The following is a 439-nucleotide window of genomic DNA, read 5'->3' as shown; positions in this document are numbered from 1 at the left end:
TTTTAATGGATACATTACTACTAACACGTACCGAAGTACAATCCCTATTAGACCCATTAGAGCTCTACCAATCTTTAGAGGCAGCTTTTGCATCATACTCTTTAAATCGTCACATCCCAGTTCAAAGATCTCGTTCCATTTTACCTCAAGAAAACACCAGTGTGATGCTCTTGTTCCCTGGACTCGTCTCAAATATTCCAGCTTATACCGTAAAAGATCACGCTAAATTTCCATCTCAATCCCCCTCTATTAAAGGCGTGATAAACCTCCATGACCTTGTAACAGGACAATTATTAGCAATTATGGATTCCACCTATATTACAGCTGTTCGTACAGGGTTATCAGGTGCAATAGGGACCCATTTGTTAGCGAGAAAGGATGCTAAAAATGTGGCGATTATTGGGGCAGGCGTTCAAGGTACACTTCAACTTCGGTCCCT

1 pseudogene is annotated in these 439 nt (G+C 41.2%); it reads left to right on the top strand.

The annotated features are described in order from the left end of the window. Positions 1–439, top strand: a pseudogene (locus A8F94_RS12195) (ornithine cyclodeaminase family protein); the annotation flags it as partial.

Source organism: Bacillus sp. FJAT-27225 (assembly GCF_001685025.1).
GTDB lineage: Bacteria > Bacillota > Bacilli > Bacillales > Cytobacillaceae > Bacillus_D.
This window is presented reverse-complemented; position numbering and strand designations above follow the sequence as displayed.